Origin of the sequence: Cryobacterium sp. TMT1-3, from assembly GCF_004402315.1 — a bacterium.
Lineage (GTDB): Bacteria > Actinomycetota > Actinomycetes > Actinomycetales > Microbacteriaceae > Cryobacterium > Cryobacterium luteum.
The window spans coordinates 19171-43885 of record NZ_SOFW01000035.1 but is presented as its reverse complement, the minus strand read 5'-3'; the positions used below and the strand labels follow the sequence as shown (position 1 = coordinate 43885).

Here is a 24715-nt window from a genome sequence, read left to right as displayed (position 1 = left end):
AGCCGAAAGAGACCTCATGAATCGAATCATCGTGCGCACGGCCGGGGGAGTCACCGCACTGGTCGCCGCGTCCCTGCTGCTCAGCGGATGCGCCGCAACGGTCACCCCCGCCGCCACGCCCGCCAAAACCCCGGCGACCAGCGCGAACTACCCGGTCACGGTGCTCAATTGCGAATCGACCGTCACGGTCACGTCGGCCCCTGAACGCATCGTGTCGATCAAGTCCTCGGCGACCGAGCTGCTGCTCGCGCTGGGGGTCGGTGACCGCATCGTGGGCTCGGCCTTCCTCGACGGCCCGCTGCCAAAGTCGCTCGCCACCGCCGGAGCCGATCTCAACGTGATCAGTGATTTCCTTCCCGGCCAGGAGGCCGTGCTCGGTCTGAACCCTGACTTCATCTATGGCGGTTGGGAGTCCAATTTCAGCGCCGACGGGGTGGGTGAACGCGCTGCCCTCGAAGCGCTCGGCGTGGGCAGCTATGTCTCACCGGCCGCGTGCAAGGGCGAGCGGATGCCCGACCCGCTGACCTTCCCGACGGTGTTCTCCGAAATTGAGGAAGCCGGCAAGATCTTCGATGCGCAGCCCGCCGCAGACGAACTCGTGCGCAGCCTGGAATCCGATCTCGCCGGTCTGGTGCCATCCACCGACGGTGCCACCGCGCTCTGGTATTCCAGCGGCACGACCACCCCCTACGTCGGCGCCGGCATCGGTTCGCCAGCCATGATCATGGAGGCCGCCGGGCTCACCAACATCTTTGCCGACGTCAGTGACACCTGGACGTCGGTGGGCTGGGAGTCGATCATCGAGGCCAATCCGGGCATCATCGTGCTCGTGGATGCCAGCTGGAACACGGCCGCCGCGAAGATCGCCCACCTCGAATCGGACCCGGCCACGCAGGTGCTCGACGCCGTGAAGAACCAGCGCTACATCATCCTGCCGTTCGCCTCGACCGAGGCCGGCCTGCGCAACGTCGAAGCCGCCGCGTCGACCATCGCGCAGCTGGCCGCTCTGAACGAGTGACACCCTCCCCCGTCTCGCGGAGGCTGGAGTGACTCGGGCTCGCTACCTCGGGTGGCTCGTCGCTGCCGCCATCGCATTGATATTGGTGTGCGGGATGGCGGTGACCATCGGGCCGGCCGCGGTGAGCCTCGCGCAGGTGGCCGGCAGCATCGGCGCGCACCTGGGCCTCGCGACCGAGCCGGTGCCGCTGCTCATCGACTCGATCGTCTGGCAGTTGCGCCTGCCCCGGGTGCTCACCGCCGCTCTGGTCGGTGTCGGCCTCGCGCTGAGCGGAGCGGTGATGCAGAGCGTGACGCGCAACCCGCTCGCCGACCCCTACCTGCTCGGGCTGTCGAGCGGGGCATCCGTCGGCGCGGTCTGCGTGGTCATTCTCGGTATCGGCTTTGTTTTGCCGGCCGCCGCTTTTACCGGCGCGCTGCTGGCCCTCGTGGCGACGCTGAGCATCGCCAAGGTCGGCGGCACGATCACTCCGGTGCGGGCGGTGCTCGCCGGGCTGGCCATCGCGCAGCTCGCGGGAGCCCTCACCTCATTCATCATCTTCTGGGCGGCCAAGGGTGACTCTTACCGGGAGATCCTCAACTGGCTGCTGGGTTCGGTGGCCGGCGCCACCTGGACCAGCGTCGCGATTGCGGTGACGGCGGTCACCGTCGTGGGCACCGGCATCCTCGTCTCGGCGACCCGGCTCGACGCGTTCGCGTTCGGCGACACCTCGGCGGCGAGCCTCGGCATCAACGTGAACCGCACCCGCTGGGCGTTGCTCGGGGCCGTCGCCCTGCTGACCGGTTCGATGGTGGCCGTCAGTGGCTCGATCGGGTTCGTCGGGCTCATTCTGCCGCACCTCGTGCGCGGTATCAGCGGGCCGGGACACCGCCGGCTGCTGCCGCTCGTCGCGGTCTGCGGTGCCCTGTTTTTGGTCATCGCCGACACGCTCGCCCGCACGGTGTTCGACCCGCGCGAACTGCCGGTGGGCATCATCACCGCGTTCATCGGCGTGCCCGTGTTCATTCTGCTCATCAAGAGAAAGAAGTCACACCTGTGGGCGTAGACCTCGACCGGCTGTCCTTCGCCATCGACGGCGCCCCGATTTTGCGCGACGTGTCGGCGTCGCTGCCGACCGGCACGGTGACCGGCCTGCTCGGCCCGAACGGCGCCGGTAAATCCACCCTGCTGCGGCTCATCGCCGGCATCGACACAGCGGATGCCGGCAGCGTCACGCTCGACGGCGTCACGATCGGCTCGTTGAGCCGGCGCGACGCGGCCCGACGCATTGCCCTGCTCGAACAGAATGCGGCGCCGAGCGTGGAGCTGACCGTGCTCGAGGTCGTGCTGCTCGGGCGCATTCCGCATCGCACGAAACTCATGGGTTCGTTCAGCGGCCACGAGGATCACGCCGTCGCGTTCGACGCCCTCGCAGCCGTCGGCGCCGGGGCGCTTGTCGATCGCTCCTGGCACACGCTGAGCGGCGGGCAGCAGCAGCGGGTGCAGATCGCCCGAGCGATGGCGCAGCAGCCGAGCCTGCTCTTGCTCGACGAACCGACCAACCACCTCGACGTGAGCGCCCAGCTGTCGCTGCTCGGCCAGGTGCGGGATCTCGGGGTGACGGCGATCATGGCCCTGCACGACCTCAACCTCGCGTCGGCCTATTGCGACCATATTCTTCTGCTCGACGGCGGCATGCTCGTGGCTTCGGGCACGCCAGCCGAGGTGCTCACCCCCAAGGTCATCGGCACCGTCTACGGGGTGGAGTGCTTCATCCTGAAACATCCGCGCGGCGGGCATCCGGTCATTGTGTATTCGGCGGCGTCATGATGAGTCCCGATCTGACGCGTGTCACCGTGTTGGCGGGCGGCGTCGGCGGTGCCCGGTTCACCCGCGGCCTGCTGGCCCACCTCGCCGTCACGGCGCCCGCGGCGGCCGTGACGGTGATCGTCAACACCGGTGACGACATGTGGCTGGATGGGCTGCGCATTTGCCCCGACCTGGACACCGTCATGTACACCCTCGGTGGCGGGATCAACGAGGAGCAGGGCTGGGGGCGTCCCGATGAGTCCCGGCGGGCTTCGTCCGAGATCGCCGCCTATGGTCGCGGCTGGTCCTGGTTCACCCTCGGCGATCTCGACCTCGCGACGCACATTGTGCGCACCGACCTGCTGCGCAGCGGATCAACTCTGAGCGAGGCGACCGAATTCCTCTGTCGCCGCTGGCAGCCGGGGGCCAGGCTGCTGCCGATGAGTGACCAGCCGGTGGAAACCCACGTATGCCTTTCCGAGAATATCGACGATCACGCCGCGGGTGACTATATTCACTTTGAGGAATGGTGGGTTCGTTACCGGGCCCGGGTCGCGATCACGAGGTTCGAGCAGCGCGGACTGGCCGAGGCCGTGGCCGCGCCGGGCGTACTCGAGGCCATCACCGCGGCCGACCTCGTGGTGCTGCCGCCGTCAAACCCGGTCGTCTCGGTCGGAACGATCCTCGCGGTGCCGGGGGTGCGCGAGGCGCTGCGTTCCACGGCGGCCCGGGTGGTGGGCGTGTCTCCGATCATCGGCGGCGCGGCGGTGCGCGGCATGGCCGATGCCTGCCTGCACACGATCGGCGTTAAGACCAGCGCCCTCGCCGTCGGCCGGCATTACGGCGCCCGCAGCGCCGGTGGACTCCTCGATGCCTGGCTGATCGACGAAACGGATGCCGCCGCGCTGCCGGCGCTGGCGGCCGCCGACATCCGTTCTGCTGCCGTGCCATTGTGGATGACCGACTTGGCGTCGACGACCGCGATGGCCGCTGCCGTGTTGATGCTGTGATTCAGAGCAGCGCGCTCGTATGCGGCCCGAGCCCGAGAGCGCGGGCCGCAGCTAAATCGGCCGCGGTGTCGACGTCGCGGTGCAGGGAGGAGCTTGCCGGCAGGGCGAGCACCACGTGGCCGGCGGCCTCGTGCACGGCGCGGGAGTCGAGACCGAACCGTGGTGTGAGAGCCACGCCCGCGCGGGCGAACAGGGTCGTCGTTCCCACTCCTTCGGCGTCGGCCACCATCGAGCGCGGGTGCGCTGCGGCGAGGGCGAATCCGGTTTCGAGGTCGGCCGGTCGCAGGGCGGGCAGGTCCCCGGTCATCACGGCCAGATTCGCTTGGGGGCAGGTCTGGCGAGCAGCCGCCAGGCCCTGCTCGATCGCGGCGTTCAAGCGGGCCTGGCCCGTTTCCGCCCAGGTTTCCGCCCAGGTTTCTGCCGCGGGGTCTTCCGGGACGACGATCGCGCCGAGCTCGGTGAGCAGCTCGCCCAGCCGTGCATTGCCCGTCACCACGAACACGTACTCCACCGCGGATGCCGCCACCAGCGCCGCCACCGTATCGAGCGCGAAGGCGTCGGCGAGCGCCGCTCGCCCAGGGACGCCCCTGAGTCGGCTCTTCGCCCCTACGCTCCCCTTCACCGGAACGACTACCACCCAGCGTGGTTCGGCGCGCAATTCGTCCATGGCGAAACGCTAGCAGCGTCGCGCACCCCCGACGCGCGGTAGCCTGAAGGGTCGACTGCAAACATCCGTCGGCCCGAACTCGTTCCTTTGAACGGCCCAGGAGGCTCCATGTCACTCACCACCCAGTCGCGCACGCTCCCCATGGCGATTGTCACCTACCTCGAGCGCAGCGCGAGCGCCAAGCCCGCCTCAGCCAGAGCGACCTTCACCGAGAACGCTGTCGTCGTCGATGATGGCAAGACCTACACCGGCGAAGCTGCCATCGCCGCCTGGCTGGCCGGCTCCGCTGCGGAGTTCGAGTACACGACCACCCAGCTGCGCGTTGAGAAAGACGAAACGGCCACGACCGTCGTCAACCGCGTTGAGGGCAACTTTCCCGGCCGCAGCGTCGACCTGAACTACCGCTTCGAGCTCGACGCCGACCGTGGCCTGATTCAGGCCCTCACGATCTCGATCTAAGCCCGGCGGCAAACCCCTCGGCGTACGCTTCCGCCGTGCCCAGCCGAAACATGTCGGTGTCGCTCGGGCGCTGCAGCGCCCGAGCGCCGACCGCATCGAGGTCGCCGACCAGCCGGCCGAGTCCCCGCACAACGACGACCGGGTTACCGCTGGTCTTGCCCTTGACCAGATCGGCGGCACCGGCGATCTCGTCGGCAACCGCAGCGACGGTGACGTCGAGGCGGCGACCGGAGGCATCCGCTGTGCCGCGCAGGTCGTCGAGCACCGCAAGTCCGGCCGCGCCGATGGCGATGTCGGTCTGGCCCTCGCGCCATGGGCGCCCGGCGGTGTCGGTGATGAGCACGCCGAGTCGCAGCCCGGTGCGCTCACGCAAAGCCGAGCAGATGGCCCGTGCCGACCGGTCCGGATCGACCGGCAGCAGCAAGACGAGACCGTCGGGCGCGTTGCTCGTGTCGACGCCGGCCGCGGCCATCACCAGTCCCTGCCGGTTTTCGACGATGCGGGTCACCCCGCCCGGGTGCTCCCGCGAGGCCACGACGCGCACGGTCTCGTCGGTGATCGCTTGCTCCCGGTCGGCAGCCAGCACGGTGCGGCCCTCGGCCTTGGAGACGATCTTGCTGGTCACCGCAACAATGTCGCCATCGAGAAGGCGCGACTGTGCGGCCTCCGCGATGAGGGCGGCCAGGTCGTCGCCGGCCCTGATCTCGCCGAATCCTCCGAGCGTGAACACCTTGAGGCCGAACAGGTTCATGGCGCCGACTTCTGCAGCGGCGGCGTCGGGCAGCGCGTCGTGCGGCATTTACCGAACGAGTTTCGGCAGAACGGATGCGCCGAACACGTCGATCCACTGCTTCTGATTGCGGCCCACGTTGTGCAGGTAGATGCGATCAAAGCCAAGGTCGACGAACTTCTGAATGTATTTGCGGTGCTCGTCAGGGTCGGCCGAGATGATCATGCGGCCCTCGAAGTCCTCCGGTCGCACCAGCTTGGCCATCTGTTCGAACTCGAACGGCGAACGGATGTCTCCCTTCGGAAACTTCATCCCGCCGTTCGGCCACTCGTGCAACGCGTTGGTCATGGCCTCTTCGTCGGTCTCGGCCCAGCTCATGTGCAGCTGCAGCACCTTGGGCATCAGCGAGGGATCCTTGCCGGCTTCGCGGGCGCCATCGTCGAACTTTCCGAACAGCATCGAGATCTTCTCGAGCGGCGCACCCACCGTGATGAGGCCGTCGGCGAGTCGGCCGGCGCGCTTGGCGGTGACCGGGCCGGCGGTGGCGACCAGAATCTCGGGGGCCACCTCGGGCATCGTCCACAGCCGGGTCGATTCGAGCTTGAAAAACTGGCCGGAATGCTTGACGTCCTTGCCGGCGATCGATCCGGCGAACAGTTTGGAGATGATCTCGATGGCTTCGAACATGCGGTTGATGCGCTCGGGTGCTTCGGGCCAGTAGCCGCCGACGATGTGTTCGTTCAGGGCCTCACCGGAGCCGAGGCCGAGCCAGTGCCGGCCGGGGTACATCGAGGCGAGTGTCGCGGAGGCCTGGGCGACCATGGCCGGGTGCCAGCGAAAAGTCGGGGCGGTCACACCCGGGCCGAAATCTCCCCTGGTGCGCTCGGCGACCGCGGCGAGCACGCTCCAGACGAAGCTCGACTGGCCCTGCGCGGGAACCCACGGTTGAAAGTGGTCGGCCGCCATGACGCCGGTGAAACCGTGCTCCTCAGCGTAGGCAGACAGTGCGACCGCTTCGGCCGGTGCGAACTGCTCCAACATGGCCGCATAGCCAATCTGCAACTCCGTCATTTGTGACCTTCCTGCGCATCGGTGTTTTGTCCCCATTCAAGCGCAACACGACCGGGCGCGCATTCGATACCGCGAAGGCGCCAGCCGCTGCCCGTCATAATCCGCTGCCCGTCATCGTCCACTGCCCCGCATCATCCACTGCCCCTTATAGGCTGGTGAAATGCGAATTGCCACCTGGAACGTCAACTCCGTTCGTGCCCGCTCCGGGCGAATCGTCGACTGGATGGAACGCGAGGACATCGACGTTCTCGCCATGCAGGAGATCAAGTGCAAACCCGAACAGTTTCCGTCGCAGGTGTTCGAAAACGCCGGCTACGACCTGGCCATCCACGGCCTGAGCCAGTGGAACGGTGTGGCGTTCGCCAGCCGTGAGCCCATGACGGATGTCGTCACCGCCTTCCCGAATATGCCCGGCTTTTTGAAGGGTGCGGTCGGGCCGGATCAGCCGCTCGAGGCGCGTGCCCTCGGCGTGACGGTGAACGAACTGCGGTTATGGAGCCTGTATGTGCCGAACGGGCGCGCCCTCGGCGACCCGCACTACGCCTACAAGCTGGCCTGGCTGAAGGCCCTTCAATCCCACGCGGCCGGGGAACTGAGCCGAAACCCCACGCTCGCTTTGGCCATGATGGGTGACTGGAACGTCGCCCCCCGCGACGAAGACATGGGCGACCCGAGTTTCGTGCCCGGTCAGTCCACCCACATCTCACCCGAGGAACGGGCGGCGTTCGACGCTTTCGAACAGGCCGGGCTGGCCGACGTGGTGCGGCCGATCGTGCCGGAGGGGTTCACGTTCTGGGACTACAAGCAGCTGCGGTTTCCGCGCAACGAGGGTATGCGCATCGACTTCATCCTCGGCTCGCCCGTCTTCGCTGACCTCGTGACGGATGCCAGCATCCACCGCAATGAGCGCAAGGGCGATGCCCCGAGCGACCACGTTCCGGTGCTCGTCGACCTCGATCTGGGCGACGACGGCGACGACCGTCCGATGATCTTTTAGGTCGTACCCCTGCTTCTCACCGGATGGGGTTGTCGCACTCCCCGGCGGGGTCTACTGTTCTCTGGGAACGCAAGGATCTCAGGTGACGAGGGCAGTCTATTCATTGTTCGCAGTGGTTGCGGGTGCAACCCTCGTTCTGACCGCCTGCGCGGGCTCGACCCAGACGCCCGACCACTTCGACGATGCCGGTGCCGCGACCGCCACGTCGGTGCACTTCACCGCTTCCGGCGACATTTCCTCCAGTGCGGCGGCAGCGGCCACACTCAACCAGGTGGGTGCCATCGCTCCGGATCTCCACTTCGCTCTCGGCGACCTGTCCTACGGTCAGACCGGCGCCGAGCAGGCCTGGTGTGACTTCGTCACCGCGCGGGTCGGAGCAGGGTTCCCGTTTGAACTCGTGTCGGGAAACCACGAGAGCAACGGTCTGAACGGCAACGTCAACGATTTCACGGCCTGCCTGCCGAATCAGCTCGCGGGATTGGTCGGAACGTACGGGCGGCAATACTACGTCGATGTTCCGCAGGTCAATCCGCTCGTGCGTTTCATCATGATCTCCCCGGCGCTCACCTACCCCGATGGGGTCTGGTCCTACGCCCTCGGCAGCCCCCGCTATCAATGGACCGCCGACACCATCGATGATGCCAGGTCAGCAGCGATTCCCTGGGTGGTGGTGGGAATGCACAAGCCGTGCCTGACGGTCGGGCAGTACGGGTGTGACCCAGGGGCTGCGCTCATGAACCTGCTGGTCAGCAAGCGGGTGGACCTCGTGCTGAACGGTCATGAGCACCTGTATGCCCGCAGTAAGCAGCTGGCCCTCGGCGCTTCCTGTTCCCAGATCGTGCCAGGCAGCTACTCCGCCGGCTGCGTCGCCGATGACGACAGCACCCTGGTTCGGGGAGCCGGAACGGTATTCGCCATTGTCGGAACCGGCGGGACTCCGCTGCGAGATGTGTTCGCCACCGACCCGGAGGCGCCCTATTTTGCCGCGTCCTCCGGACTCAACAGCAGTCCCAGCTTCGGCAACCTCGACGTGTCAGCCACCCCAGACTCACTCACCGCCCAATTCGTGCCGGCAACGGGCGCGTTCACGGATTCCTTCACGATTGCCGCGGGGGGTCCGCAGCAAAACCTGCCTCCGGTCGCGTCGTTCACCGCATCGTGCACCAACCTGACGTGCAGCCTGGATGCATCAGAATCGTCCGACCCGGACGGGACGCTCTCCGGCTATGTCTGGAATTTCGGGGATGGAACAACCGGAACCGGCCGGGTCACCTCCCACGACTATGCGATTGCCGGTGACTACACAGTCACCCTGACCGTGACCGACAATGCCCGCGCGACCGGGACCGCCACGCGCGGTGTCGCTCCGACGCAGCCTCCGGACGCCACCGTGCTCGCGACCGACGCGTTCACGCGCACGGTTGCCAATGGCCTCGGAACGGCACCGGTCGGCGGCACCTGGTCGACGACCGGAACGGCCAGCATGTATTCCGTCAACGGCACCGGCCGACTGCGCCTCGCTACGGCAGGCACGACGGCAAACGGTTTTCTCAACCAGCTGTCCTCCACCGCGAGCGACCTGCTGTTCACCGTGTCGGTCGATAAGGCCCCGATCGGAACGGGCACCTACGTCTCGGCCAGCGGTCGAAATGTCGTCGGCGTGGGCGCCTACCGCGCCAAGATCGTGCTGCGCTCCACCGGCCTCGTCGGGATTTCACTCGTGCGCGTGAATTCGTCGGGCGGCGGGGAAGTGTCGCTGCAGTCGGCGATCAACGCACCGGGACTCAGCTTCGCCGCCGGCGATCAGCTCAAGGTTCGGGTGCAGGCCACCGGAACGAACCCGACCACGATGCGCGCCAAAGTATGGAAGCTCGGCACGACCGAACCCGCGACCTGGCAGCGATCCACAACGGATGCGACGGCCGCGCTCCAGGCGGCCGGCGGCGTCGGGGTCAGCCTCTATGTGTCGGGTTCGGCGACGAACACGCCGGTCATTGGAAGCATCGACGATCTGCTCGTCGTGCAGCCTCAGAACTGACCAGTCACCCCGGTCGGGGATACTGGAGCCATGACTTCACAAGAGTCGGATCCCTTCGCACCGGTAACACCGCCCGCGTCAGCATCCGTGACCGTTTCCATCACTCGCACGGTCGACCCGGCGCGCTTCACCGAGGCCAGCGAATGGGTACAGTTCGGCATCAACCTCGCGCACAGATACCCCGGGTTTCTCGGGTCAGGCTGGGTGCGTGGCAGCGAAGAATCCGCGACCTGGAACATGCTCTACCGTTTCTCCAACCACGAGAGCCTCGAAGCCTGGGAGAACTCGGATGAGCGCACCGAATGGCTCGAAGCCGGCACCGACCTCGTGCTCGACGCCCACGTGGAGAAGCGCACCGGCATCGAGGGCTGGTTCGACACCATGCAGCAGGCCCCACCAGGAACGCCCGCCCTGCTGCCGCCGCCGCGCTGGAAGCAGGCGATCAGCATCTGGCTCGGTTTTTTTCCGGTCAACCTTGCTTTCACCCTGCTCGTGACCTGGCTGGTTCCCGCCTGGGGTGACGTCGCCACGGCGCTGAAGGTGCTGCTGACTACCCTCGTGCTCACACCGCTCATGGCCTACTTCGTGCTGCCGTGGGTCACCCGGATGCTGCGCCCCTGGCTGCAGAGACAGCCTCGCTAGCGCCCACCCCGCTCGCACCAACACCAACGGCACCCGTCGCCGACCGTGAAGTCGACGGCACGTGCCGTTGCAGTTCGTGCAGGCTGGTTAGGCGGAAACCTTTTCGGGCGACCGGTACTTCGGGTGGGCCTGTTCGGCAGCCGCGTCGAACTCGGCGTCGATGGCGGTGTTCGGCTTGTAGGTGGCCAGCGAGACGATGACGGCAACCAGCAGGCTGGCTCCGAAGCCAGGCACGATCTCATAAAGCACGTCGCCGAGCGGCGAGCTGCCCCAGATGAACACGACGACGGCACCGGTGACCATGGAGGCCAGGGCGCCCCAGGTGGAAAGCTTCTTCCAATAGAGGGAGAGCAACACCACCGGACCGAAGGCGGCACCGAACCCGGCCCAGGCGAAGCCGACCAGGTCGAGAATGGTCGAGTTCTGCTGCAAGGCGATGAGTCCGGCGACGACCGCAACGAGCAGCACGCCGATCCGGCCGAGCATGACCAGCTGCTTCGGCGAGGCCTCCTTGCCCACGATCTTGTACAAGTCCTCCACGAGCGCCGACGATGAGACGATGAGCTGAGACGAGATGGTGCTCATGATCGCGGCGAGAACGGCGGCCAGCACCAAGCCGGCGATGAAGGGGTGGAACAGGGTCTGTGAAAGCAGCAGGAAGACCGTCTCCGGGTTGGTCAGTGACAGGTCCGGGTTCTGCTGAAAGTACGCGATGCCGATCAGGGCGGTGGCAACGGCACCGAGCGCGGTCGCGATCATCCAGCCGATGCCGATGCGACGGCCGGCCGTGGCGTCCTGCGGGCTGCGCATGGCCATAAACCGCACGATGATGTGCGGCTGACCGACGTAGCCGAGCCCCCAGGCTGCGGCGGAGATGACGCCGAGAACGGAACCGCCGGCGGTCAGTGAGAGCAGACTCGGGTCGACCTCGCGGATTGATTCGAGGGTCGCCGTGACTCCACCGGTGGCGTTGAGCGCCACGAGTGGAACGGCGATGAGCGCGGCAAGCATGAGAAGTCCCTGGGCGACATCGGTGAGGGTGGCGCCGAGGAAACCTCCAAAGAGCGTGTAGAGCAGGGTGACGCCACCGACGATCAGCATGCCCATGAGGAAGGTAGAGCCGAAGGACTCCTCGAAGAACACGCCACCGGCCACCATGCCGGAGGAGACGTAGAACGTGAAGAACACGAGGATGATCGCGCCGGACACGACCCGCAACAGGCGAGACGTGTCTTTAAGCCGATTCTCGAAGAAGCTCGGAATGGTGATCGAGTCATTGGATACCTCGGTGTAGGAGCGCAGCCGCGGGGCCACGTACTTCCAGTTGAGCCATGCGCCGATGGTGAGGCCGATGGCGATCCAGGCTTCGACCAGCCCGGACACGTAGATCGCACCGGGGAGCCCGAGGAGGAGCCAGCCTGACATGTCAGAGGCACCGGCGCTCAGGGCTGCTGTGCCCGGTTTGAGTCCGCGGCCGGCGAGCATGTAGTCGTCAAGATCCTTGGTCTGGCGAAAGGCGAAGTAGCCGATGGCCACCATGCCGGCGAGATATAAAACGATGGCGATTAATTGAAATGTTTGATCCGTCAATGGGATTCCTTTGTTGGGATGCCCGACGTACTGGACGTGATTACCCGAGGTGCCGGGCAAGCTCAAAGCTTCAGTCTCGCAGAATGACGGGCTCATTACCATTTTTTGTCCCCCATTTGCCCACCAAGCCCGGTGTCACAGCGTGGTCATTCGCCCTTCACTTTCCCTTTTCGGAAGAATTGGATACAGTATCCAAATGATTGGTATTGAGGACGTGACACCCGCGACCGGGCCGCTGGACGGCATCCGTGTGGCCGACTTTTCCCGCGTGCTCGCGGGGCCATTCGCCACCATGATGCTCGCCGATTTCGGTGCCGATGTCATCAAGATCGAGCATCCGCTCGGCGATGACACTCGCGCCTGGGTGCCGCCGGTCGATGAGAACGAAATGGGCAGCTATTTCGCGAGCGTCAACCGTAACAAGCGCTCGGTGGTGTGCGATCTGCGCACCGACAGCGGCCTGACCGAGGCGCGCGAACTCGCGCTGAACGCCGACGTCGTGATCGAGAACTTTCGCCCCGGCGTCATGGAGCAGTACGGCCTCGACTACGCCGCGCTCCAAACCGTGCGCCCCGAACTCGTCTACTGCTCGATCACCGGATTCGGCCGCTCCGGCGGTGCTGCGTTGCCCGGTTATGACCTGCTCGTGCAGGCGGTCGGTGGGCTGATGAGCGTGACCGGCTCTCCCGATTCGGAGCCGAGCAAGGTGGGCGTCGCCCTCGTCGACGTACTGACCGGCCAGAACGCGGTCGTGGGTATTCTCGCGGCGCTGCGCTCACGCGACCAGACCGGCCGGGGCCAGCGAGTCGACGTCAACCTGCTCTCCTCCCTGCTCGCGGGTCTGGTCAACCAGGCCTCGAGCACCCTCGCCACCGGCGTTGCGCCGAAACGGCTCGGCAACGCCCACCCGAGCATCGCGCCGTACGAGACCTTTCGCACCCGGGACGACCCGATCGCGATCGCCGTCGGAACCGACAAACAGTTCAGCGCCCTCGTACAAGTGCTCGGTCTGCCCGACCTTGCCGGTGATGCCCGTTTCGGTACCAATGCGAATCGTCTCGCGCACCGCGCCGTACTCAAGGCGTTGCTCGAGGAAGCGCTTGCGACGCGTACGGCCGCCGACTGGACAGCACGGCTGTCGGTGGCTCGGGTACCGGCCGGCAAGGTGAATTCCATCGCGGAGGCCCTCGACCTGGCGGCTCTGCTCGGTCTGGCCCCCGTTGTTTCGGTGACCGATTCGGTCGGGTCGCGAATGAGCCGGCAGATCGCCAATCCGATCAGCCTCTCCGACACCCCGGCTCGCTATTTGCGTCCGCCGCCCCTGCTCGGCGAACACGCCGGTGCAACCTTCTTCTCGACCCGCCAACCATAAGCATCCGCTTTACCGACCGAAAGACGACTCATGACCGCTGCAGCCCTGCTTGAAGACACCGTCGACCTTGTCGGCATCGATTCCCTGCTGACCGAAACCGAGATCTCCCTGCGCAACGAGGTGCGGGATTTCGTCAACACCACTATCAAGCCGAATATCGCCGAATGGTATGAGAAGGCGGTCTTTCCGCTCGATATCATTCCGCAGATGGCCAAGCTCGGGCTGCTCGGCATGCACCTGAAGGGTTACGGCTGCCCCGGTCGCACCGCGGTCGAATACGGCCTCGCCGCGCTCGAGCTCGAGGCCGGCGATTCCGGGCTGCGCACCTTCGTGAGCGTGCAGGGTTCACTCGCAATGAGCGCCATCCACAAGCACGGCTCCGAGGAGCAGAAGAACGAGTGGTTGCCGCGCATGGCTGCCGGTGACGCCATCGGCTGCTTCGGGTTGACGGAGCCGTCTGCGGGTTCAGACCCGGCTAGCATGACCACCTTCGCGCGCCGCGACGGCACCGACTGGGTGATCAACGGCACCAAGCGCTGGATCGGCCTCGCCACGGTGGCCCAGGTCGCGATCATCTGGGCCATGACGGACGACGGGATTCGCGGCTTCGTCGTACCCACCGACACCCCTGGTTTCGTCGCCACGCTCATCGAGCCGAAGCTCTCGATGCGTGCCTCCATCCAGTGCGAGATCGAACTGACCGAGCTGCGTCTGCCCGACTCCGCCATGCTTCCGAAGGCGCGCGGCCTGCGCGGACCGTTCGAGTGCCTCAATGAGGCCCGTTACGGCATCGTCTGGGGTGTCATGGGTGCTGCTCGCGACAGCTACCTCACCGCGCTGGCTTTCTCGAAAGAGCGGATGCAGTTCGGCAAGCCGCTCGCGGGCTACCAGCTCACGCAGCAGAAGCTGGTGAACATGGCCCTCGAAATCAACAAGGGCACCCTGCTCGCGCTGCAGCTCGGTCGGCTCAAGGATGCCGGTACGCTCGCTCCGCACCAGATCTCGGTGGGCAAGCTCAACAACTGCCGGGAGGCGATCGCCATTTGCAGGGAGGCTCGTGCGATGCTCGGCGGCAACGGCATCACCCTCGACTACTCCCCCATGCGCCACGCCAACAACCTTGAGAGCGTGCGCACCTATGAGGGTACCGACGAGGTGCACACCCTCATTCTCGGCCAGCACATCACCGGCATCGCCGCCTTCCGCTGAATTAGACTGGGCGCAGTGTCTTCAACCAATCCAACCCAGCGCCCGCCGACCGTTCCGGCGTTCGTGCTCGGCGAGCTGCGTCGGCTGATTGCGGTCGGTGACCTGGTTCCCGGGCAGCCGTTGCGACAGGAAGACCTGGCTGAGCGACTCGGCGTCAGCCGGGTTCCGGTGCGGGAGGCGCTCAACACGCTGGAAACCGAGGGGCACGTCGTGCACGAGCCGCATCGCGGCTACCGGGTGACCGAGCTGTCGCTCGCCGATCTGCTCGAGGTCTATCGGCTGCGTCAGCTGCTCGAGGCCGAAGCTGTGCGCGCCACGATCGCGCTCGGCTGCGCGCAGGTACTCACCGACCTGCGTGCGGCCGGCGCCGATGTCGAACGCGCCAACGCGGCCGGCGATCTGCTCGCCATGAACGAGGCCAACCGGCGGTTTCACTTCGTGCTCGTGACGAGCGCCGGGCTGCCCCGGCTCGAACGCATTCTGCGTGCGCTCTGGGATTCGACCGAGGCCTACCGCCGGCTCTACTACGAGGAAACAGGTAATCGGGCACGGGTCGAGCACGAGCACGCTGGCATCATCGAAGCGTTCGCCGCAGGGGATGCCGAGCTGGTCATCCGCTTGCTCGACGAGCATCGCGGCCATGCCACAACCGCGCTCGGCGCGTTGCTTCAGCCTTAGGTCACGAGAAATTCGAGGTCACCGACCCCGTCGATGCCCGCTCTGACGACGTTCCCGGGTTCGATTCGGCCGACACCGGCGGGGGTGCCGGTGAAAATGAGGTCGCCGGGCCGCAGGGTGACGAAGCGGGAGAGTGCGGCGATCACGCCCGGCACCGGCCAGATCTGGTCGGCGAGGTCGCCGGTCTGGCACCTCGCACCGTCGACGTCGAGCCAGATGCAAGCGGCCTCGGGGTGGCCGACCACACTCGCGGGGGCGATCGGTGTGCAGGGCCCGGAGAAATCGAAGCCCTTGGCGAGGTCCCACGGGCGACGCAGGGCCTTGGCAGCGTTCTGCAGGTCGCGCCGGGTGAGGTCCACGCCGGCGCCGTAGCCGAAGACGTGGGCGAGGGCATCCGTTGCCGCAATGTCGGTACCGGCGACGCCGATCGCCACCACGAGTTCCATCTCGAAGTGCAGGTTGTCGGTCTCAGGCGGATAGGGAACAGTGTGCGGGGCCACTCCGCGTGCGAGAACACCCTCGGTGACGGCGAACACGGCGTCCGCCGGTTTGGCGAAGAAAAACGGCGGCTCCCGGTCGGGGTCGTTGCCCAGCTCACGGGCGTGCTCGGCGTAATTGCGGCCCACGCAGTACACCCGGTTCAGGTAGAACCGCTCGCGGGAGTCGACGATCGGCAGGCTGGTGGGTGTCGGCGGTGAAAAGGGGGCAGGTGAACCAGTTTCGGTGGTGCTGAACGGCATTTTCTTGTCCTTATCGAGGTGTCTGTGCAGAACTGCGGAAATTCTGAGTTCTACTGCCGGCGAGTGGGGATTTCGAGGTCATCGGGAATCTCCGACTTCATGAACGGGACTCAGGCGAGCAGGGCCGCGATCACGAGCAGCGCGGGCATCGAGGCGATCGTGGTGAGCAGAACGGTGTCCCGGGTGACGACGATCGCTCGGTCGTAGCGGGACGCGAAGTTGAAGATGTTCTGCGCGGTCGGCAGCGCCGACACTGCCACTACAGCGAATAGTTCGGCGCCGTCCAGGTCAAACACAAAATGCCCGAACAGGTAGGCGATGATCGGCATCAGCACGACCTTAATCGCGGTGGCCGCAACAACCTGTTTGCGCCCGGTGCCCGCCTTGAGCAGGCGCTGGCCGTGCAGGGACATGCCGAACGACAGCAGCACCATCGGAATCGCTGCACCTCCGATCAGTTCGAACGGTGCGAGCACCGGAGCCGGAAGGGTGATGCCGAACGTCGCCACGAGCACGCCGGCGAGGGAGGCAAGAATCATCGGGTTACGAAACGGCTGAGTCAGAATCGACACGAAGGAGGCCCTCCCGCGGGTGGCCACATCGAGAATCGCCAGGATGGTCGGTGCCAGAATCACCAACTGCAGCAGGAGTACCGGAGCCACATACTGGGCGCTACCGAGCACGTAAATGGCCACTGGCAGCCCGATGTTGTTCGCGTTCACGTAGGTCGCGCTCGATGCGCCGAGCACCGTCTCGGCCATGGGCGTTCGAAAGAACAGCCGGGCAGCGGCAATATAGAGAAGCACGCCGACGACGATCGTGCAGACGATGGCCAACAGAAACTCAGAGAACAGCACGGTGACATCAGCGTGCGAGAGCACGGTGAACAGCAACGCGGGCGTGGCGACGAAGAAGGCCATGCGGTTCAGTACCCGACCGGCGCCCTTCCCGGCAATGCCGAATCGCTCGATGAAGTACCCGATCAGGATGACAAATCCGATAATCGAGAAGCCGACCAATACACCGCCCATTCTGTTGAGCCTAGGGGTTCGCCCGGCCTCTCACCCGCGCGGCTCTTTCGGGCTGGCGCGCCGCGTTGCTACGCTCAACGCATGCCCCGACTCGACGTTCCTGGCGCTTCCCTGTATTACGAGACTCAGGGGGACCCCGACTCGCCAGCCCTGTTGCTGATCCACGCGGGTATCGCGACCCTGCGCATGTGGGATCCGCAGGTCGCTGCCCTCGCGGCGCACCACTACGTCATTCGCTTCGACACCCGTGGATTCGGCCAGACGACGACCGAGAATGTCGAATTCTCCAACCGAGCGGATGCCACGGCGCTGCTCGATCATCTCGGTGTCGCTCGCGCCACCCTCATCGGCTGCTCGCGCGGCGGCACGATCGCGATCGACCTGGCTGTGGAAAGCCCCGAGCGGGTCACCGGCCTGGTCACGATCGGATCCGGACCGAGCGGGTTTCCCGACGTCGGACTTACCGAGAAGGAGGATGCCCTGTTCGACAAGTTGGATGCAGCCTTCGCGGCGCGGCAGTGGCCGCGGCTGGCCCGGCTCGAAGTGGCGCTCTGGGCGGTCGGACCCACTCGCAAGGCGGCCGATGTCGACCCGGCCTTTCTGGCTCTCGCGCAGGAGCTCAATCTGCGCAACGTCATCCACGCCACCGAAGCGCCGATCCCTCTGCCGCTCGAACCGCCGGCCCTCGACCGGGTCAGCGAGATCGATATTCCGGCGCTCGTCACCGTCGGTGAGCTCGACGTCACGAGCGCTCTGGCCCACTATGAGTTTCTGTTGGAGATGCTGCCGCAGGCCAGCGGATGCACCTTCCACGACACCGCGCACCTGCCGAGTGTGGAGCACCCGCTCGAGTTTCAGCGGGTTCTCGTAAGCTGGCTGGCGACCAACAGTCTCTGATCGAGTATCGCCTCCTCCCCCGGCAAAAGTTCTCCACAGACAGTGGCGCGGTCAGTCCCCGAATTTCCTCGCCCGGTAGCCTGTGGGGAGAGTGACCGATTGTGAAAGAGCGATTGTGGGGAGATCGATGTCAGAGCACGAGCCAGTTCAGACCGGGGAGTTTTATCTCCGCCATGTGGGACGAATCATCTGGCCGCGCCACCTCACCGACCTCACCGACACGACGCTCTGCCCGGCCTGCCACGCTCCGCTGAGGTCGCCGGTGTGCTCGGCGTGCCGGCTCGACCTGCGGCATGCGACCGCAACCGCATTGCTGGCCACCTCCGCGGATGCCGCGGCAGCCCTGGAAAAGCGTGCCGAGCTGATCGGGCGCATTCGCTACGAAACTGAACCCGGCCGGATCAGCGTGCCCAAGCCCGTTGCGGTCGCGCAGCCGGACGCCAATTCGACCAGCGCCATGCGGCCGGCACCCGTCCAGCCGCCGGTCGCCGTTCCCGCCGCGCCGCGCGTCGCGCTCCCCGTCGCGCTCCCCGTCGCGCCGCCGGTCTTCGACCCGACGGCCAGCACCCGGGATCCGCGCCCGGTCGCGCCTCCGCGGGACCCGTCGTACCCGCAACCCGGCACCGCGCCGGTTCTGCCCGCGAAGCCCCAGCGTTCCAGCGTGCAGGTCGTGTTGCTGTCCATCGGCGTGCTGTTGGTCTCGGTCGCCGCAATCTTCTTTCTCACCGTCGCGTGGATCGTCGCCGGACTGGGCTTTCGCTCGGTTGTCGTCGCACTGCTCACCGTGGCAGCCCTCGTGGTCGCGGCCCGGATGCGTCGCTCACGGCTCACCGCCACCGCAGAGGGGATCGGTAGCTTTGCCGTCGTGCTCGTGCTGCTCGATGTCTGGGGCATGCGGCAGAACAACCTGTTCGGGCTCGCTGCCGGTGACGGCGCGCTGTACTGGGGTGTCGCCCTCACGGTCTGCGCGGCGCTTTTTCTCGGCTGGCACGACCGGTCGAACCTCCGAGTTGGCAGCGTCGCCGGCTTCGCCGTCGCGGCTCCCGGTATCGGGCTGCTCACGGCCGGTCTGTTCGAGAGCCAGGACACCATCACCCGCGTGTTTGTCGGCTTTCTCGGCGCTGCCGTCGGTGCGCTGCTGCACCGTGTGACGCTTCCCCGGCCGGCAGCGGTCACCGGCCGGCGGCCGGTGATCGATCGCTTTCCCGAGCGGATGCTGCTGCTCGCCCTCGGCGCGCTGGGCCTCGTCGTGTCGGGTATCGTCGCGACCTTCGTCGAATCCGACAGCCGCATCGCCCCGGTCTGGTGCCTCGGCGCGGTCGCGGCCGTCGCCACGGCGCACGCCGTTCTCGTGCTGCGCGCGCCGCAGACCGCGCTCGTGGCCACGATCACCCCGCCGCCAGCCAGCCTGCCAGCCCCCGACCGGCAGGCCGGCATCGCCGCCGCCATGAGCGCCCTGCTCGCCCAGCCTGCAGACCTGCGCGCTGCGATCGCGACGGCCCGATTTATGGCCGAATATCGATTCTTCGCCTATCTTGCAGCGTCACTGGCCGCGTTGGCCGCAGCGGGCATTGCGCCGGTCATTGCCGGTCGCTTCGACAACCTGCCCTTCTCCCTCACCGCGCCCGTACTGGTTGCGGCGGCCCTCGCCGTCGCCCTCGAATCGTTCAGCCGTCGTGTCGTCACCTCCGCCGCAGCGCGCACCGCCGGGCTCGTGGCGGCGGGATCGGCGGCCATCGTCGGCGTCGTCCCACTGCTCCTCACGGTCTGGTACGCAACCCGGCCGCTCGCCGAGGCCACCGAAAACGGAGTGCGCGGCCGAGAAATCGTCACCGACCTCGCCACCGCCGACAGTAGTTGGGCCGTGTTCGCCCTGGTCGGAATCGGTGTGATCCTGCTGCTCGGATGGACCCTCGGGGGGCTGATCCACGCTCGTCGCCAGATCGTGGCCGGCCTCACGCTGGCCGTCATCGTTCTCGCGGTTCCCTTCGTGGGGTCGGTCGGGATCATTGTCGCGCTCTACCTGCTGCTCGGCACCGGGGCGCTCACCGCCCTGCTTTTCGCTCGAACACCCGAGTCCGCGCCCAGTCCCGGCAGCGGCAACAGAACCGGCCAATTCTCTCTTGGATTCTTGCTCCCAAGCCTCGTCGGGCTGCTGATTGCCGGTGAAACGTTCGGCTATCTCATCAGCTGGGCGCACCCGACAACCTGGTGGTTCGGCACTGTCTCGCTCGTGCTCGCCCTCTGGTTCGCGCGCCTGTTGGTGATGGTGCCTGACGCGGGCCCTGTACCGGTAAGAACAGCACCGGTAAGAACAGCACCGGTAAGAACAGCACCGGTAAGAACAGCACCGGTAAGAACAGCACCGGTAGGCCCAGCACCGGTAGGCCCAGCTTTCACCGCTGAGTCACGCACACACGCTCGCGGAGCGCTGCTGGCCGCAGCGGTCGTGGTCGCCCTGATCGGCGTCGCTCATATTCCTCTGGCCCTTGCGCCGTATCAAATCTGGTCGGATCCGGTCAACCTGGCCAATGTCACGGCGGCCCTCGCCCTGGCCACGGCACTGCTGCACCTACTCGTTGCCGCCGCAGCATTGCGGCCGACGGTACTCCCGCCCCTCGAGCGGCGCTGGGCTTTCTACACCCTGCTGGTTCCGAGCGTTGTCGTCTTCGCCCTGCCCGTTCGATCGTGGGCGTTCACCGCCGACGAACCGTTGCTCCAGCCCGAACCGTTCGGTTCACTCCTGCGCGCCGGTCTGCTCGTTCTCGCGTGCGCCCTGTGGGTGCTCCTGCGCGCTAACCGCGGCGGCCTGCACGCGGAACGGGCCATTGCCGCCGTCGCGTTGGCCCCGATGCTGTTTCTGCTGGTGCGCGAGGTCTTGTTCGCAACGGATGCCGTCGCATCCGTTTTCACCCTCGCCCCACCGGCGGTCGCGCTCGTGGTCTGCTCGCTCGCGCTGTTTCGCGGCAGCGTTTCCATCGGTACCGCTGCGACCGGCACCGCTGCCGACAACGAACGCGTCGACCGGTTCGCCCGGCGCGACCGGATCGCCCTCGAAATCGGTGCGGCGTTCGTGCTCGTGCCGGCCGCCGTCACCGCGGCGATCACTTTCCGTTCGCTCGGCTGGCTCGTGATCGTGCTCGCCGGCATCGTGGCGCTCATCATGGCGATCGCCCCCGACGGGCTTTTCGGCTCTCAATCGAATCGACGCCACCTCGGCTGGCTCGCCCTCGCGCTCGGTACCGCCGGCCTCTGGCTGGGCCTCGCACGGGCCGGAACAGTGGCGCTCGAACCTTATGTAGTGCCCGTCGCCGGCGTCGTGCTCGTCACGGCCGCGCTCATTCGCCGCTATGGCCGAATCGATCGTGCCAGTGCGGCGAGCCCGGTGGCCGCACTACTGACCCTGGCCGGACTGCTGATCGCCCTCGCACCGCTCGCCCTCGCAGCACAGTCGGGGTCGCTGGTGCGCGCGGTCGTCGTCGCCCTCCTGGCGGCAGCCCTGGTACTCGGTGCCGGGGCGGTGCAGTGGTCGCCACCGCGATCGCACTATCTCGCCGCGGCCGGTCTGGCGGGATCCGTCGCCCTGGTAGTCACGGCCGTCGTACAAACCCAACGGCTGCGCGGCGCTCCCGGAGCGCCCGATGCACGCCTCGAACTCTGGTTGTTGTTGCCTGCCGCCGTCGCCGTCGCGACCGCCTTCCTGCTGGCACGCCAAGCGGATGCCGCCTCCGCTCCGCTTCGTCGCGGCGCGAGTATCGCGACCGTGCTGGTGTGGGCATCCGTTGTCACCTGGATCGAACTCGCCGTGGCCATCTCCCCCGCCGATGCGGGCCTATCGACGCCGCGAGCCCTGCTGCTCGTAGTCGCGCTCTCGGCCGTGCACGTGCTGGCGCTCTGGCACCCCCACCCGCCGTTTGGGGCGCGCACGGCCTGGGGCGTGCTCGCACTGGCCGGCCTGGCCGCTTTCACGGCCGCGACGTTCGGCGTGGTCGACCCGTTCGAACTCGTCACCGTTCCGGTGGCGCTCGCGCTGTTGGGGTCGGGTTGGCTCCGTTTGCGGAGCGACCCGAGGGCGCGCAGCTGGCCCTGGACCGGCCCCGGCCTGCTGCTGCTCCTGGTGCCGTCGCTGCTGCTGGATCTCACCTACAGCGACCTGTGGCGCATCGTCAGCCTCGGTGTTGTCGCGATCATCGTGCTCGTGATCGGCAGCACGCGGCGACTGCAGGCGCCGTTCATGATCGGCGCTGTCGTGCTGCTGATTCACGGTATCGCCCAACTCTGGCCATGGATCGCCCTCGCCTACAGCGTCATCCCCTGGTTCCTCTGGCTCGGCGGCGGCGGAATCGTGCTCATCGTGCTCGCTGCCCGCTACGAACAGCGCATCGCGAACCTCAAGTCGGTGGCCCTGCGCATCAGCGCGTTGCGGTAGCTGTACCGCGCCGTGAGTCGGCACAGAACGAGTCGGCACAGAACGAGTCGGCACAGAAAGGCTGGGGCCCCGGTCCGCATCGGGGTCACCTTTCTAGTGAAAGAGTGCCATCAATCGGAGTACGAGAACCCCAGCTGCCCAGAATAATACTCAGTTTTCGGCCGAACGCAAGACTTAATTCCTAGTGGAGCGCAGATGGCTAACTGCGACCAACCCACCGGTCCATCGACCGATACACGCCGAAGACCCGACCGGCGACGGCGTCCCACGCCGCTAACGGCAGCCCCCCGCGCAGCACCTTCGACAGGGTCACCGTCCACGGCAACAGCAACTGTGGCTTACCGGCGAGCATCGCCCGCCACACGCGGTCGACCACGTACTCCGGGGTCATCAACGGGGTGAGCAGCGGCCCACGGGCACCCGCGAACATGCCCGTGTCGATGTAACTCGGGCAGACCGTGGTCACCTTCACCTGCCCATACCCCTGCTGCACGAGTTCGAGCCGCAACGAATCGCTCCAGCCGATCAGCGCCGCCTTGGAGGCGGCATAGACGCTCATGCGCGGGGTGCTGAGAGTTCCGGCGGCCGACGCGATGTTGACGATACGCGACTCGCGGGATCCGCTCGCAATCATCGCCGGCAGAAACTCGCGGGCGATATACATGGGAGCGAGCGCATTGATCTGCATGGTCGGCCGCGTGTCGGCGCCGTTGTCGTGTTCCCAGAAATACTTGCCGCGAACGATTCCGGCATTGTTGATGATGACGTCGGGGTCACCGATCTCGGTGCGCACCCGCTGAGCGGTCTGCGCGATGGCGCCCAGATCGGCGAGATCAACGACGTAGGGGGCGATTCGGGTGCGTCCGCTCGCGCGTTCATTCAGGATGGCGGTGGTCGCGGCGAGCGCCGCACCGTCGCGGTCCCACAGAATCACGGCTTTCGCCCCCTCGGCGACGCAGCGGTCGGCATACAGGCGGCCCATTCCCATGGCGGCTCCGGTAATCAGCACGCAGGCTCCGGCAACGGTTCGACTCATACTCCCATCATGCCGTCTGTACCGGCTGCCCGGGACTACGCTCGATTCAGCGCATGAGCGCGCACATGACAGCCGCGGGGAGATGCGCATGGATTTTCAGACCCTTGCCATCATCTCCGTGATCGCGCTGCTCGGGCCGCTGCTGGCAACGCCGCGTCGCTGGAATATTCCCGTCGTCATCGGCCAGCTCGGCGCCGGCGTGATCGTCGGCCGCACCGGATTCGGCCTCATCGACGTCGCTGACCCCACGCTGACCTTTTTAGCGGATGTCGGATTTGCGTTGATCATGTTCGTGGCCGGCACGCACGTACCGGTTCGTTCCGGTGCGATCCGCGCAGCGCTTTCGGCCGGTCTGGCGCGTGCCATTCTCGTGACCGTCTCGGCGAGCGCCCTCGGCGTGGCCATTGCGATGATCTTCGGCACCCGGCACGCCCCCTTGTATGTCGTGCTGCTCGCCTCCTCCTCGGCCGCTCTCGTGCTGCCGCTCATTCATTCGCTGGGGCTGCGCGGTCGGTCGATGCTCCAGCTCACCGCGCAGGTCGCGATCGCCGATATCGCAGCGATCGTGGCGCTTCCGCTCGCCATCGACCCGCCGAATGCCGGCCGCGCCGCGCTCGGCGCTGCCCTGGTGGCGGTGCTGGCCGTGGCCCTGTATGTTGTGCTGGCCTGGCTGGAACGAAACGGCTCCCGACTGCGGCTGCACAAGCTCTCGGCCAACCGCAAATTCGCGCTCGAACTGCGCATCCAGCTGGCCATTCTGTTCGCACTGTCGGCGGTGGCTGTGTTCAGCCACGTCTCGGTGATGCTCGCCGGGTTCGCCTTCGGCCTCGCCGTCGCGGCAGTCGGGGAACCACGCCGCCTCGCCCGCCAGCTGTTCGCCCTCGCCGACGGATTCTTCGGACCTCTGTTCTTCGTCTGGCTGGGCGCCTCGCTCGCCCTGCGTGACCTCGCCGACCACCCACAGATGATCGCGCTCGGACTGACGCTCGGCCTGGCCACCCTGCTCACCCACGCGACGACCCGCGTGCTGGGCCTCCCTCTCTCGCACGGGCTGCTGTCGGCGGCCCAGCTCGGAATTCCGATCGCGGCCGCGACGATCGGCACCCAGCTGCACGTGCTCGCCCCCGGCGAGGCGGCGGCCCTGCTGCTCGGCGCGCTCGTGACCATCGCGGTGACCGCGGTGGCGAGCGGATGGGCGCGGCCGCGCGCGGTATCCGCTTCGCTGGCCTGACCGGCCTGCAGACCGGCAGACCGCGCGCGCGGCAATCTCCGATAGCCTCGGTGCGAGCGCACATTTCGGCTCAACTGGGGGG

At 66.8% G+C, this 24715-nt stretch carries 22 protein-coding genes; 14 read left to right on the top strand and 8 right to left on the bottom strand.

The features are described 5' to 3' along the window. The first annotated feature begins 16 nt into the window (after positions 1-16). Genes E3O25_RS11850 through cofD form a run of 4 tightly spaced genes read left to right on the top strand, consistent with a single transcriptional unit; the run spans position 17 to position 3816 of the window. Positions 17-1018 (top strand): putative F420-0 ABC transporter substrate-binding protein, encoded by a 1002-nt coding sequence (locus tag E3O25_RS11850; protein ID WP_134361234.1) that lies wholly within the window; start codon positions 17-19, stop codon positions 1016-1018. Positions 1019-1046: 28 nt separating this feature from the next. After that, entirely contained in the window at positions 1047-2063 is a 1017-nt protein-coding gene (locus tag E3O25_RS11845) for a putative F420-0 ABC transporter permease subunit (protein ID WP_241988575.1), read from the top strand. Next, positions 2054-2827, top strand: coding sequence for an ABC transporter ATP-binding protein (locus E3O25_RS11840; protein ID WP_134361232.1), 774 nt, complete (start codon positions 2054-2056; stop codon positions 2825-2827). The genes E3O25_RS11845 and E3O25_RS11840 overlap by 10 nt, the downstream gene beginning before the upstream one ends. Then, the gene (cofD, locus tag E3O25_RS11835; protein WP_134361277.1) at positions 2827-3816 is read left to right on the top strand and encodes a 2-phospho-L-lactate transferase; all 990 of its coding nucleotides are present in this window, start codon (positions 2827-2829) and stop codon (positions 3814-3816) included. Before E3O25_RS11840 ends, cofD begins: the two co-directional genes overlap by 1 nt. Position 3817: 1 nt before the next feature. Here cofD and cofC read toward each other — a convergent pair whose 3' ends face one another. Then, a complete protein-coding gene (gene cofC / locus E3O25_RS11830) occupies positions 3818-4483 on the bottom strand; it encodes a 2-phospho-L-lactate guanylyltransferase (protein WP_134361231.1) in 666 nt (221 codons plus the stop codon). Between the two features lie 108 nt (positions 4484-4591). Here cofC and E3O25_RS11825 point away from each other — a divergent pair, with 108 nt between their 5' ends. Then, entirely contained in the window at positions 4592-4942 is a 351-nt protein-coding gene (locus E3O25_RS11825) for a nuclear transport factor 2 family protein (protein WP_134361230.1), read from the top strand. Here the strand turns inward: E3O25_RS11825 and cofE are convergent. Then, positions 4926-5693: a coenzyme F420-0:L-glutamate ligase gene (cofE, locus tag E3O25_RS11820; RefSeq protein WP_092110489.1), complete on the bottom strand. Its 768-nt coding sequence runs from the start codon at positions 5691-5693 to the stop codon at positions 4926-4928. The genes E3O25_RS11825 and cofE overlap by 17 nt on opposite strands. A 48-nt stretch (positions 5694-5741) precedes the next feature. Further along, positions 5742-6743, bottom strand: a complete 1002-nt coding sequence (locus E3O25_RS11815) for a TIGR03557 family F420-dependent LLM class oxidoreductase (RefSeq protein WP_092110410.1) — start codon at positions 6741-6743, stop codon at positions 5742-5744. 160 nt (positions 6744-6903) lie between these two features. Here E3O25_RS11815 and E3O25_RS11810 point away from each other — a divergent pair, with 160 nt between their 5' ends. From E3O25_RS11810 to E3O25_RS11800, 3 genes are all read left to right on the top strand, one after another. Beyond that, positions 6904-7740 carry an exodeoxyribonuclease III gene (locus E3O25_RS11810; RefSeq protein ID WP_134361229.1) on the top strand — a complete coding sequence of 279 codons (837 nt, stop codon included), beginning with the start codon at positions 6904-6906 and terminating at the stop codon, positions 7738-7740. 82 nt (positions 7741-7822) lie between these two features. Continuing rightward, positions 7823-9778, top strand: a complete 1956-nt coding sequence (locus E3O25_RS11805) for a PKD domain-containing protein (RefSeq protein ID WP_134361228.1) — start codon at positions 7823-7825, stop codon at positions 9776-9778. A gap of 30 nt (positions 9779-9808) precedes the next feature. Beyond that, on the top strand, positions 9809-10420 hold the full coding sequence (locus E3O25_RS11800) for an antibiotic biosynthesis monooxygenase (RefSeq protein ID WP_092110415.1): 612 nt from the start codon (positions 9809-9811) through the stop codon (positions 10418-10420). Between the two features lie 87 nt (positions 10421-10507). On the opposite strand, the gene putP is transcribed toward E3O25_RS11800, so the two are convergent. After that, positions 10508-12010: a sodium/proline symporter PutP gene (putP, locus tag E3O25_RS11795; RefSeq protein WP_092110417.1), complete on the bottom strand. Its 1503-nt coding sequence runs from the start codon at positions 12008-12010 to the stop codon at positions 10508-10510. Between the two features lie 196 nt (positions 12011-12206). On the opposite strand from putP, the gene E3O25_RS11790 reads away from it, so the two are divergent. Genes E3O25_RS11790 through E3O25_RS11780 form a run of 3 tightly spaced genes read left to right on the top strand, consistent with a single transcriptional unit; the run spans position 12207 to position 15269 of the window. Continuing rightward, the gene (locus E3O25_RS11790; RefSeq protein WP_092110419.1) at positions 12207-13382 is read left to right on the top strand and encodes a CaiB/BaiF CoA-transferase family protein; all 1176 of its coding nucleotides are present in this window, start codon (positions 12207-12209) and stop codon (positions 13380-13382) included. 30 nt (positions 13383-13412) lie between these two features. Further along, a complete protein-coding gene (locus tag E3O25_RS11785) occupies positions 13413-14591 on the top strand; it encodes an acyl-CoA dehydrogenase family protein (RefSeq protein WP_092110421.1) in 1179 nt (392 codons plus the stop codon). A gap of 15 nt (positions 14592-14606) precedes the next feature. Next, positions 14607-15269, top strand: coding sequence for a GntR family transcriptional regulator (locus tag E3O25_RS11780; protein ID WP_134361227.1), 663 nt, complete (start codon positions 14607-14609; stop codon positions 15267-15269). Here the strand turns inward: E3O25_RS11780 and E3O25_RS11775 are convergent. Together E3O25_RS11775 and E3O25_RS11770 are read right to left on the bottom strand one after the other, a co-directional pair. Then, the gene (locus E3O25_RS11775) at positions 15266-16009 is read right to left on the bottom strand and encodes a fumarylacetoacetate hydrolase family protein (protein WP_134361226.1); all 744 of its coding nucleotides are present in this window, start codon (positions 16007-16009) and stop codon (positions 15266-15268) included. The two genes, E3O25_RS11780 and E3O25_RS11775, sit on opposite strands and share 4 nt — an antisense overlap. 110 nt (positions 16010-16119) lie before the next feature. Beyond that, entirely contained in the window at positions 16120-17040 is a 921-nt protein-coding gene (locus E3O25_RS11770) for an AEC family transporter (RefSeq protein WP_134361225.1), read from the bottom strand. 81 nt (positions 17041-17121) lie between these two features. On the opposite strand from E3O25_RS11770, the gene E3O25_RS11765 reads away from it, so the two are divergent. Further along, positions 17122-17937, top strand: coding sequence for an alpha/beta fold hydrolase (locus E3O25_RS11765; protein WP_092110430.1), 816 nt, complete (start codon positions 17122-17124; stop codon positions 17935-17937). A gap of 2178 nt (positions 17938-20115) precedes the next feature. On the opposite strand, the gene E3O25_RS17930 is transcribed toward E3O25_RS11765, so the two are convergent. After that, positions 20116-20337 carry a pentapeptide repeat-containing protein gene (locus E3O25_RS17930; protein ID WP_241988582.1) on the bottom strand — a complete coding sequence of 74 codons (222 nt, stop codon included), beginning with the start codon at positions 20335-20337 and terminating at the stop codon, positions 20116-20118. A gap of 451 nt (positions 20338-20788) precedes the next feature. On the opposite strand from E3O25_RS17930, the gene E3O25_RS17925 reads away from it, so the two are divergent. Then, entirely contained in the window at positions 20789-22366 is a 1578-nt protein-coding gene (locus E3O25_RS17925; RefSeq protein WP_370448763.1) for an SCO7613 C-terminal domain-containing membrane protein, read from the top strand. Positions 22367-22565: 199 nt separating this feature from the next. Here the strand turns inward: E3O25_RS17925 and E3O25_RS11755 are convergent, their stop codons facing one another. Beyond that, positions 22566-23402, bottom strand: coding sequence for an SDR family NAD(P)-dependent oxidoreductase (locus E3O25_RS11755; protein WP_092110435.1), 837 nt, complete (start codon positions 23400-23402; stop codon positions 22566-22568). Positions 23403-23490: 88 nt separating this feature from the next. On the opposite strand from E3O25_RS11755, the gene E3O25_RS11750 reads away from it, so the two are divergent. Next, positions 23491-24633, top strand: a complete 1143-nt coding sequence (locus tag E3O25_RS11750; RefSeq protein ID WP_134361224.1) for a cation:proton antiporter — start codon at positions 23491-23493, stop codon at positions 24631-24633. Positions 24634-24715: the final 82 nt, after the last annotated feature.

What these genes read in the sequence shown, in the direction of transcription:
- E3O25_RS11850 (WP_134361234.1), top strand. Translation starts at nt 17, where the DNA reads ATGAATCGAATCATCGTGCGCACGGCCGGGGGAGTCACCGCACTGGTC.
- cofD (WP_134361277.1), top strand. Translation starts at nt 2,827, where the DNA reads ATGAGTCCCGATCTGACGCGTGTCACCGTGTTGGCGGGCGGCGTCGGC.
- cofC (WP_134361231.1), bottom strand. Translation starts at nt 4,483, where the DNA reads ATGGACGAATTGCGCGCCGAACCACGCTGGGTGGTAGTCGTTCCGGTG.
- E3O25_RS11825 (WP_134361230.1), top strand. Translation starts at nt 4,592, where the DNA reads ATGTCACTCACCACCCAGTCGCGCACGCTCCCCATGGCGATTGTCACC.
- cofE (WP_092110489.1), bottom strand. Translation starts at nt 5,693, where the DNA reads ATGAACCTGTTCGGCCTCAAGGTGTTCACGCTCGGAGGATTCGGCGAG.
- E3O25_RS11815 (WP_092110410.1), bottom strand. Translation starts at nt 6,743, where the DNA reads ATGACGGAGTTGCAGATTGGCTATGCGGCCATGTTGGAGCAGTTCGCA.
- E3O25_RS11810 (WP_134361229.1), top strand. Translation starts at nt 6,904, where the DNA reads ATGCGAATTGCCACCTGGAACGTCAACTCCGTTCGTGCCCGCTCCGGG.
- E3O25_RS11800 (WP_092110415.1), top strand. Translation starts at nt 9,809, where the DNA reads ATGACTTCACAAGAGTCGGATCCCTTCGCACCGGTAACACCGCCCGCG.
- E3O25_RS11790 (WP_092110419.1), top strand. Translation starts at nt 12,207, where the DNA reads ATGATTGGTATTGAGGACGTGACACCCGCGACCGGGCCGCTGGACGGC.
- E3O25_RS11785 (WP_092110421.1), top strand. Translation starts at nt 13,413, where the DNA reads ATGACCGCTGCAGCCCTGCTTGAAGACACCGTCGACCTTGTCGGCATC.
- E3O25_RS11775 (WP_134361226.1), bottom strand. Translation starts at nt 16,009, where the DNA reads ATGCCGTTCAGCACCACCGAAACTGGTTCACCTGCCCCCTTTTCACCG.
- E3O25_RS11770 (WP_134361225.1), bottom strand. Translation starts at nt 17,040, where the DNA reads ATGGGCGGTGTATTGGTCGGCTTCTCGATTATCGGATTTGTCATCCTG.
- E3O25_RS11765 (WP_092110430.1), top strand. Translation starts at nt 17,122, where the DNA reads ATGCCCCGACTCGACGTTCCTGGCGCTTCCCTGTATTACGAGACTCAG.
- E3O25_RS17925 (WP_370448763.1), top strand. Translation starts at nt 20,789, where the DNA reads ATGCTGTTTCTGCTGGTGCGCGAGGTCTTGTTCGCAACGGATGCCGTC.
- E3O25_RS11755 (WP_092110435.1), bottom strand. Translation starts at nt 23,402, where the DNA reads ATGAGTCGAACCGTTGCCGGAGCCTGCGTGCTGATTACCGGAGCCGCC.
- E3O25_RS11750 (WP_134361224.1), top strand. Translation starts at nt 23,491, where the DNA reads ATGGATTTTCAGACCCTTGCCATCATCTCCGTGATCGCGCTGCTCGGG.